The sequence below is a fragment of the Mycobacterium toneyamaense genome, assembly GCF_055384815.1.
Map to the genome: position 1 here is coordinate 4046481 of NZ_AP040333.1, position 8646 is coordinate 4055126.

Annotated in this window: 10 protein-coding genes; all 10 read left to right on the top strand. The window is 67.4% G+C overall.

Annotation, left to right across the window (positions count from 1 at the left end; genetic code table 11):
• Positions 1–28 precede the first annotated feature (28 nt).
• The 10 genes from ACZ5IQ_RS19460 to ACZ5IQ_RS19505 all read left to right on the top strand — a co-directional run bounded on the left by ACZ5IQ_RS19460 (position 29) and on the right by ACZ5IQ_RS19505 (position 8644).
• Positions 29–1144 (top strand): homogentisate 1,2-dioxygenase, encoded by a 1116-nt coding sequence (locus ACZ5IQ_RS19460; RefSeq protein ID WP_212813618.1) that lies wholly within the window; start codon positions 29–31, stop codon positions 1142–1144.
• A gap of 31 nt (positions 1145–1175) precedes the next feature.
• Positions 1176–2366, top strand: a complete 1191-nt coding sequence (locus tag ACZ5IQ_RS19465; RefSeq protein WP_212813617.1) for an alpha/beta hydrolase family protein — start codon at positions 1176–1178, stop codon at positions 2364–2366.
• A complete protein-coding gene (locus ACZ5IQ_RS19470) occupies positions 2363–3565 on the top strand; it encodes a CaiB/BaiF CoA transferase family protein (RefSeq protein ID WP_212813615.1) in 1203 nt (400 codons plus the stop codon). The genes ACZ5IQ_RS19465 and ACZ5IQ_RS19470 overlap by 4 nt, the downstream gene beginning before the upstream one ends.
• Entirely contained in the window at positions 3562–4467 is a 906-nt protein-coding gene (locus tag ACZ5IQ_RS19475; protein ID WP_464480118.1) for a hydroxymethylglutaryl-CoA lyase, read from the top strand. Before ACZ5IQ_RS19470 ends, ACZ5IQ_RS19475 begins: the two co-directional genes overlap by 4 nt.
• Positions 4468–4469: 2 nt before the next feature.
• Complete coding sequence (locus ACZ5IQ_RS19480) at positions 4470–5099, top strand: TetR/AcrR family transcriptional regulator (RefSeq protein WP_464480119.1); 630 nt, start codon at positions 4470–4472, stop codon at positions 5097–5099.
• An 18-nt stretch (positions 5100–5117) separates the two neighbouring features.
• Complete coding sequence (locus tag ACZ5IQ_RS19485) at positions 5118–6356, top strand: acyl-CoA dehydrogenase family protein (RefSeq protein ID WP_464480120.1); 1239 nt, start codon at positions 5118–5120, stop codon at positions 6354–6356.
• A complete protein-coding gene (locus ACZ5IQ_RS19490; RefSeq protein ID WP_464480121.1) occupies positions 6353–7324 on the top strand; it encodes a phosphotransferase family protein in 972 nt (323 codons plus the stop codon). Before ACZ5IQ_RS19485 ends, ACZ5IQ_RS19490 begins: the two co-directional genes overlap by 4 nt.
• Entirely contained in the window at positions 7321–7638 is a 318-nt protein-coding gene (locus ACZ5IQ_RS19495) for a DUF6285 domain-containing protein (RefSeq protein WP_244872836.1), read from the top strand. Before ACZ5IQ_RS19490 ends, ACZ5IQ_RS19495 begins: the two co-directional genes overlap by 4 nt.
• A 45-nt stretch (positions 7639–7683) precedes the next feature.
• Positions 7684–8076, top strand: a complete 393-nt coding sequence (locus tag ACZ5IQ_RS19500) for an Rv3143 family two-component system response regulator (protein ID WP_464480122.1) — start codon at positions 7684–7686, stop codon at positions 8074–8076.
• A gap of 193 nt (positions 8077–8269) precedes the next feature.
• Positions 8270–8644, top strand: a complete 375-nt coding sequence (locus ACZ5IQ_RS19505) for an NADH-quinone oxidoreductase subunit A (RefSeq protein WP_043400785.1) — start codon at positions 8270–8272, stop codon at positions 8642–8644.
• Positions 8645–8646: the final 2 nt, after the last annotated feature.

The following is an 8646-nucleotide window of genomic DNA, read 5'->3' on the forward strand; positions in this document are numbered from 1 at the left end:
AGTTCCAGGGCCACGTACAGGAGCAAGCATGGAATCATTCGTCCACCTGCGCAAAGGCAAAACTCCCAAGCGAGTGCACGCCGACCTCGATGGGCTCAAGGACGACGAACTCGGGCGCGGCGGCTTCGTCGGGCGTACCGCGAACATGTACCGGCGCAACGACCCCACCGCATACCGCACCGTCGGCCCGCTCCGGCCCACAGACGTGCTGTCCTCCGAATTGAAGCCCTCGGATGCGACCGACGCGGCGGGCGCTCCCCTGCTGATGTTCTCCAACGCCGACTGCCAGGTGCTGCTGAGCCGGCGGAGCACCGAGATGCCGTTCTTCGTCCGCTACGTCGACGGTGATCTACTCCTGTTCGTACACAAGGGTTCCGGGCTGCTGGAGACCGAATTCGGGCCGCTGCGGTACCGCGAGGGCGACTGGGTCTACATCCCGAAGGCGTGCACGTTCCGGCAGGTGCCGGATGACGAGTCGACGTGGCTCATGATCCAGGCCACCGATGACTTCCGGGTGCCGCCGGCCGGGACCTTGGGACGACACTTCCCGTTCGACCCGGCGCAGGTCACCATCCCCGAACCCGAGCCGCTTGAAACTGGCGACGGCCCGCAAAAAGACGGAGAGTACGAGGTGCGGATGTACCACGCCCCGGTCGATGGGGTTGGGACCACCTCGCTCATCTACCAACACAATCCGCTCGATGTGGAGGGCTGGCGGGGCGACAACTTCCCGTTCACCTTCAACATCGAGGACTACACCGTCATCACGTCCGAGAGCGTGCACCTGCCGCCGACCGTGCACCTGTTCATGCAGGCGACCGGCGTCTACGTGATGAACTTCCTGCCCAAGCCGGCCGAGAGCGTGCCGGGTACCGAGCGCACCCCCTGGTACCACCGCAACGTCGACTACGACGAGATCGCGTTCTTCCACTCCGGCTCGCTGTACGGCATCCCGATGCCGCCGGGCCTGATCTCCCATGCGCCCCAAGGTGTTCACCACGGCGCACCGGAAGCGGCGCGGGAGCGCGCCCGCCGCAAGTTCGACCAGTACGACCGCGTCGACTGGTCGGTGATCGCCATCGATACGCGCCGACGTCTCACACCCTCCGCCGAAATCCTTGCCAATGATCTGGGGCAGCACTGATGAGCGCTTGCGCGAAGAAGAGAGAGCACTGATGACAACCGCCGAAGCACCCGTCAAGCACGACTACGACCGCATCCCGTATCTGGTTGCGTACCAGAACAACTCGGCAGTGCGCGATGTGTACGGCGGCGTGGCGGAGTTGGTGGTGCTGGAAAGCTACCTGCTGAAGCCGAAAGCCAAGCCGAGTGACACGGTGCTGGTGTTCATGCACCCCATCGGGGGCGGCGCCTACCTGCCGATGATCAACGCACTGGCGCGCGCCGGCCACCACGTCATCTACTGCAACAGCCGCTTCCGCGGCACCGACTCGGCATTGCTGATGGAGAAGGTGGTCGAGGATCTCGGTGAGTGCATCAAGGATGCCAAGAACCGGCTGGGCTACGCGAAGGTGGTCCTCGCCGGGTGGAGCGGCGGCGGCTCGCTGTCGGTCTTCTACCAGCAGCAGGCGCAGCACCCGACGGTGACGGCCAGTCCCTCCGGGGACGGGCCGGACCTGACGAAGCTGGGCCTGATCCCGGCGGACGGTCTCATGCTGCTGGCCGCCCACATCAGCCGCCACGGCACCATGACCGAGTGGATGGACGCCTCGATCCTCGATGAGAACGACCCGTCGAAGCGCGATCCCGAACTCGATCTCTACAACCCGGACAACCCCAACCAACCGCCGTACTCCCCCGAGTTCCTGCAGCGGTACCACGAGGCACAGATCGCCCGGAACCGGCGAATCACCAAGTGGGTCAAGGAAAAGCTCGCCGAGCTCAAGGCGGCGGGGCGGCCCGATGACGAGTTCGCGTTCGTCGTGCACGGCACCATGGCCGACCCGCGCTGGCTCGACCCGACGGTCGATCCCAACGAACGCACCCCGGGACAGTGCTATCTGGGGGATCCTCGAGTGGTGAACATGAGCCCCGTCGGCCTGGCCCGATTCTGTACGTTGCGCAGCTGGCTGTCGCAGTGGAGTTACGACGACGCCAACGGTGACGCCGTGAAGGCGGGTCCGGACATCGCGGTGCCGACACTGGTGATCGGCAACCTCGCCGACGACGCCTGCACGCCCAGCCACACGCGGCGGCTCTACGAGGCGATCGGGCATCCGGACAAGGAGATGCACGAGATTCCCGGCGCCAACCACTACTACTCCGGACCGGATCAGCGCGGCACGCTGCGGCAGGCCGTCGGCATCTGCACGGACTGGCTGCACCAGCGGGGGTTTTCGCTGTGACGACGGGTGCTCTGGACGGCATCCGGGTGCTCGAACTCGGCACCTTGATCTCCGGTCCGTTCGCCGGCCGGCTGCTCGGCGACATGGGCGCCGAGGTCCTCAAGATCGAGTTGCCGTCGGCCCCCGATCCGCTCCGGACCTGGGGCCAGGCCGAGCTCGACGGCCACCGGTTCTTCTGGACGGTCCACGCGCGCAACAAGAAAGCGGTGACGCTCGACCTGCGCACTGCGCGCGGCCGGGAACTGTTCCTCGACCTCGTCGAGCAGTCCGATGTGATCGTGGAGAATTTCCGGCCCGGCACGCTCGAGAAATGGAACCTGGGTTACGACGTTCTGCGCGAACGCAATCGGGGCATCATCCTGGTGCGGGTGTCGGGCTACGGCCAGACGGGTCCCGACGCCGGGAAGGCCGGCTACGCGTCGGTCGCCGAGGCGGCGAGCGGACTGCGGCACATGAACGGTTTCCCCGGCGGTCCCCCGCCGCGACTCGCGTTGTCGCTGGGCGACAGCCTCGCCGGCATGTTCGCCGCGCAAGGCGCGCTCGCCGCACTGTACCGGCGCAGTGTCACCGGCGAGGGCCAGGTCGTGGATACGGCACTCACCGAAAGTTGTTTGGCCATCCAGGAATCCACCATTCCGGACTACGACATCGGCGGCGTGGTGCGCGGACCGTCGGGCACCCGGCTCGAAGGTATCGCGCCGTCGAACATCTACCAGAGCGCGAACGGCAGCTGGGTGGTGATCGCGGCCAATCAGGACACGGTGTTCCGGCGGCTCTGTCAGGCCATGGACCGGCCCGAACTGGCGACCGACGAACGGTTCGCCGACCATCTGGCGCGTGGCCGCAACCAGGACGAACTCGACAAGATCATCGGCGACTGGGCAGCGCAGCGGGAGCCCCACGACATCATCGCCACCCTGTCGGAGGCCGGCGTGATCAGTGGGCCCATCAACACTGTCGCCGAGGTGGTACAAGACCCACAACTGCAGGCACGCAACATGATTGCCGACCACTGGGACGAACGGGTGCAACGCAATGTGAAGGGTCCCGGCGTCGTCCCGGTGCTCTCGGACACGCCCGGCACCATCCGCAACGGTGGCTCGGCGCGGCCAGGCCAGGACAACGCGGAGGTGTTCGGCCGTCTCCTCGGTCTCGATGCCGGGCAGTTGTCGGCACTGCGCGAGGAGGGTGTGTTGTGACCGACCTGCCGGCCCACGTGACCGTCCGCGAGGTCTGCCTGCGCGACGGCCTGCAACTCGAAGACCCGATTCCGTTGTCCGCCAAGCTCGAACTGCTCGAGGCCATCGTTGCCACCGGTGTGCAGGAGGTCGAGGCCACCGCATTCGTCTCACCGTCCAAGGTGCCCGCACTGGCCGATGCCGCCGAATTGGCCGCGGCGCTGGACGCTTTTCCCAACGTCGAGTTCTCCGCGCTCGTGGCGGGGGCCGGCGGCGCCGGCCGTGCGCTGGCGGCCGGCATGCGGTCGCTGGAATACGTGGTGTCCGCCGCGGACGGGCACAGCCGGGCGAACGTCGGGCGCTCGACGGCCGATTCGACGGCCCTGATCTCCGACATCGTCGGCCTGGCCCACGACAGCGGCGCCAGCGCCGAAGTCATCATCGCCACCGCCTGGGACTGCCCCTTCGACGGACCGACCGACCCGGGCCGGGTGGTCGATATCGCCGCGGCAGCAATGGAATTCGGGGCGGATCGGGTGGCCATCGCCGACACCATCGGCACCACCACCCCGCGGCGTGTCAGCGACCTGATCAGCCGCGTCCGCCCGGTCATCGGAGACCTGCCGCTCGGTGCACATTTCCACAACACGCGGGGCGCCGGCCTGGCCAGCGCCTACGCCGCCGTGCAGGCCGGTGTGACGCGACTCGACGCGTCGGTGGGCGGCCTGGGCGGCTGCCCGTTCGCACCGGGCGCGACCGGCAACATCGCGACCGAAGACCTGGTCTACCTGTTGCGGGACAGCGACATCGACACCGGCATCGACCTGGACCTGGCGATCGACGCGGCCATGGTGGCGCGGCGCGTTGTCGGCCATGAGCTGCCCAGCGCCCTGCTGCGCGCCGGCGACCGGCTGCTGGGCTGAGCATGCCCACCGAAAATTTGACCGCCAAGGGCCGACAGACCCGCGAGGCCATCGAACTCGCCGCCCGGAAGCTGTTCGCCGAGCGGGGCTTTCACGGCACCACGCTGGCCGACATCACGTCGGCTGCCGGGAAGTCGTCGGCGGTGTTCTACCGCTATTTCGACGACAAGGAGGACCTGCTGGCCGAGCTGGCCGAGTCGTTCCTGCACGACATCGTCACCCCGTCGGGGATGAGTGTGCCGCTGCCGGAGTCCCCCGAGGACACCGAGTACTTCACCACCGTGGTGACGGGGTACTGGAACCTCTTCAAGCAGAACATCGGCATCATGATCGCGGTCGCCCAGCTGGGCGCCACGCAGCCGCGCTTCGCCAAGGTACAGAACGAGTTCCGGCGCTTCGGGATGGACCTGGTCGCCGATTCGGTCCGCCACGCCGCGGAGCAAGGCCATGCGCAGGGCATCCACCCCGGGCAGCGCCTCGATCCCGAACACATCGCCGCGGCGATTTCGCTGCTGTTCGAGAACTTCACCGTCGTGGTGGTCGGCAACCCGGGCTCCGGGCTGCAGATCAGCGACGAGGACGCCATCACCACCCTGTCGACCATCTGGAAGAAAACCCTGTACGGCTTCTGACCGACGAAAGAGATCACCGTGGATTTCGCTCTACCGGAACACCTTCCGGGCCTGCTGGCAGAGATGGACGCCTTCATCGAGGCGGAGATCAAACCGCTGGAACGAGAGAACCTGCAGTACTTCGACCGGCGCCGGGAATTCGCCCGTACGGACCTCGAGAACGGCGGTGTGCCCACCCGGGAATGGGAGGATCTGCTCGACGAGATGCGCCGCCGTGCCGACGCAGCCGGATGGCTGCGCTACGGCCTGCCCGGCGAGTTCGGTGGCCGCGACGGCACCAATCTGGACATGGCCGTCATTCGGGAACACCTGGCGCACAAGGGCCTCGGCCTGCACAACGACCTGCAGGACGAGTCATCGATCGTCGGCAACTTCCCCCAGGTCATCATGATGAGCCGGTTCGGCACGCCGGCGCAGCAAGCGGAATGGGTCGAGGCCATGATCACCGGTGAGCGGTCGATGGCGTTCGGGCTCACCGAACCCGACCACGGGAGCGACGCCACCTGGCTGGAGACCACCGCGGTCCGGGACGGTGACGGGTGGATCATCAACGGCCGCAAGCGCTGGAACACCGGAGTGCACCGCGCCACCCACGACCTGATCTTCGCCCGCACGTCGGGGGATCCCGGGCAGGCGGTCGGTATCACCGCGTTCCTGGTCCCGACCGACACCCCCGGTTTCACCGTGCCGTACTACTGGTGGACGTTCAACATGCCGAGCGATCACGGCGAGGTCGAGCTGAACGATGTTCGGGTGCCGGCTGATGCGGTGCTCGGCGAGGTGGACCACGGCTTGGAGGTCGGCCAGACGTTCCTGCACGAGAACCGCATCCGTCAGGCCGCCAGCAGTCTGGGCGCCGCGCAGTACTGCATCGACAGGGCCGCGCAGTACGCCGGCGAGCGCGTCGTCTTCGGTAAGCCCCTGGCGGTGAACCAGGCCGTGCAGTGGCCGCTGGCCGAGCTGCAGACCGAGGCCCAGATGGTCCGGCTGCTGGTGTATTACGCCGCCTGGCACCTCGATCGGGATCACCACATGGAGGTTTCCGACAAGGTGTCGATGGCCAATTACCGCGCCAACAGACTGGTGTGTGAGGCGGCCGACCGAGCCATGCAGATCCACGGTGGCGTCGGCTACAGCCGGCACGAGCCGTTCGAGCACATCTACCGGCACCACCGCCGCTACCGGATCACCGAAGGCGCCGAAGAGATTCAGATTCGCCGGGTGGCGCAGCGGATGCTGAAGTTCGGGCGCAAGTGATCGACGCGCAGGAATTGGCCCGAGCGCTCGCCGCGGTGCTCGAACCGGAGCTCGGCGAGGTCAGCGTCGAGAACCTGCGGGAGCTGACCGGCGGCGCCAGCCGTGCGACATGGGCTTTCGACGCGCGCACCGCCACCGGGGCCCGCGCGTTGATCCTGCGGGTCGGACCGCCCGACGAAATCCACGCCGGCATGGAACTCGAGGCCGCCGCACTGTCCCGGGCGGCGGCCGCGGGCGCGCCGGTTCCCCGCGTGCTGGCAGCGAGCAACTCGCCTGAGGCCCTGGGCAATCCGTTCCTGGTGTGCGACTTCGTGCCCGGCGAGACCATCGTCCGCAAGATCCAGCGAACACTCGATGACGATGGTCGCGCCCCCCTTCTCGGGCAGTGCGCCGAAGCACTGGCGGCCATCCATCGCGCCGACCCCACCGGTATCGAGCTGTCGCGCGAGGACCAACTGAGTTCATGGCGACGCGAACTCGATGAGATCGGCGACACCACAGCCACTTTCGAGTGGGCCTTCCGCTGGTTGGCGCGTAACCAGCCGTCGGACGCCGGCGATGCGGTGCTGGTTCACGGCGACTTCCGGATGGGCAACCTCATCGTCGACGGCAGCCGGCTGGCGGCAGTGCTGGATTGGGAGCTCACCCATCTGGGCTCGCGCGCCGAGGACCTGGCCTGGTTCTGCATTCGGGCCTGGCGCTTCGGGGCGCCGCGGACGCTGGACGCCGGCGGCCTGGGCAGCATCGAGGACTTCCTGACCGCCTATGAGCACTCCAGCGGAATCACTCTGGACCGCAAGACCTTTCACTGGTGGCTGGTGTCCGCCACCTTGCGCTGGGGCATCATCTGCCGGTATCAGGCGCAGCGGCACCTGTCCGGACAGGCCAGGTCGGTGGAGTTGGCGACCATCGGCCGGCGGGTGTGTGAAACCGAATGGGACCTGCTCAACCTCGTGGCGGCCCGATGAGCCATTACCGTCCCACCGCCGCTGAACTGGTCGCCGCCGTGGCCGAGTTCCTGGAGACCGAGGTACGCGCGGCCACCGATGGTGCGGTGAACTTCCATGCCCGCGTGGCCGCGAACGCGCTGCGGATCGTCGAACGCGAGCTGTCTCAGGACGGCGCAGAACCGGGGCTGCTGGGATTCGACGACGAGCAGGCCCTGGCGCGCGCGATACGCGACGGGGAGTTCGACGACCGTGGCCCCGAACTCGAGCCCGTGCTGCGGGCGCTCGTGCGGCATCGGCTGGACGTGGCCCATCCGGGCTATGCCGACGAGTAGCCGAACCCGGCCTACCTGATCGCCGTACTGTCGTAGCCTGAGCACGTGGCCGACTCCGCGCTCAAGATCCTGGTGTACAGCGACAACCCGAACACCCGTGACCAGGTGCGCACGGCGCTGGGACGGCGCATCCACCCGGACCTGCCCGACCTGACCTATCTCGACGTGGCGACGGCGCCCGTCGTGGTGAGTTCCGTCGACGCGGGCGGGATCGACTTGGCGATCCTCGACGGCGAGGCCACGCCCGCCGGCGGGATGGGGCTCGCCAAGCAGCTCAAGGACGAGGTCGCGAACTGCCCGCCGATCGTGGTGCTCACCGGCCGCCCGGACGACGCCTGGCTGGCGTCCTGGTCGCGCGCGGAGGCCGCGGTGTCCCACCCGATCGACCCGATCCGGCTCGGTGAGGCCGTGGTCGCGGTGCTGTCTCCACAGCGGTGAAACCGTGCGTTAACCAGCACGAAATGGCCTGTGGCCGTTCACTCTTCGCGTCAGCGGCGATGGGACGCGGGAACGTCAGGAACTGATCATGATCCTAGCCAAAATGCGGCGGCCGTTCCGTTAACCGAGCTAAGCTGTGGGCCAGCTCACATCGACAGCTCGACGAGGGAGCCACACAGGGCATGACGAACGCATGAACGTCTACATCCCCATCCTGGTACTCGGCGCGATCGCCGCGGCGTTCGCGGTGGGTTCGGTCGGAATCGCGCTGGTCATCGGCCCCCGGCGGTACAACCGAGCCAAGCTGGAGGCCTACGAATGCGGCATCGAGCCGATGGCCCCGGGCTCCCCCGGGCATGAGACCACCGGGCAGCGGTTCCCGGTCAAGTACTACCTGACCGCCATGCTGTTCATCGTCTTCGACATCGAGATCGTCTTCCTGTATCCCTGGGCCGTTTCCTTCGAATCGCTCGGGGTATTCGCGGTGGTGGAGATGTTGCTGTTCATGCTGACGGTGTTCGTCGCCTACGCATACATCTGGCGCCGCGGCGGACTGAGCTGGGACTGAGG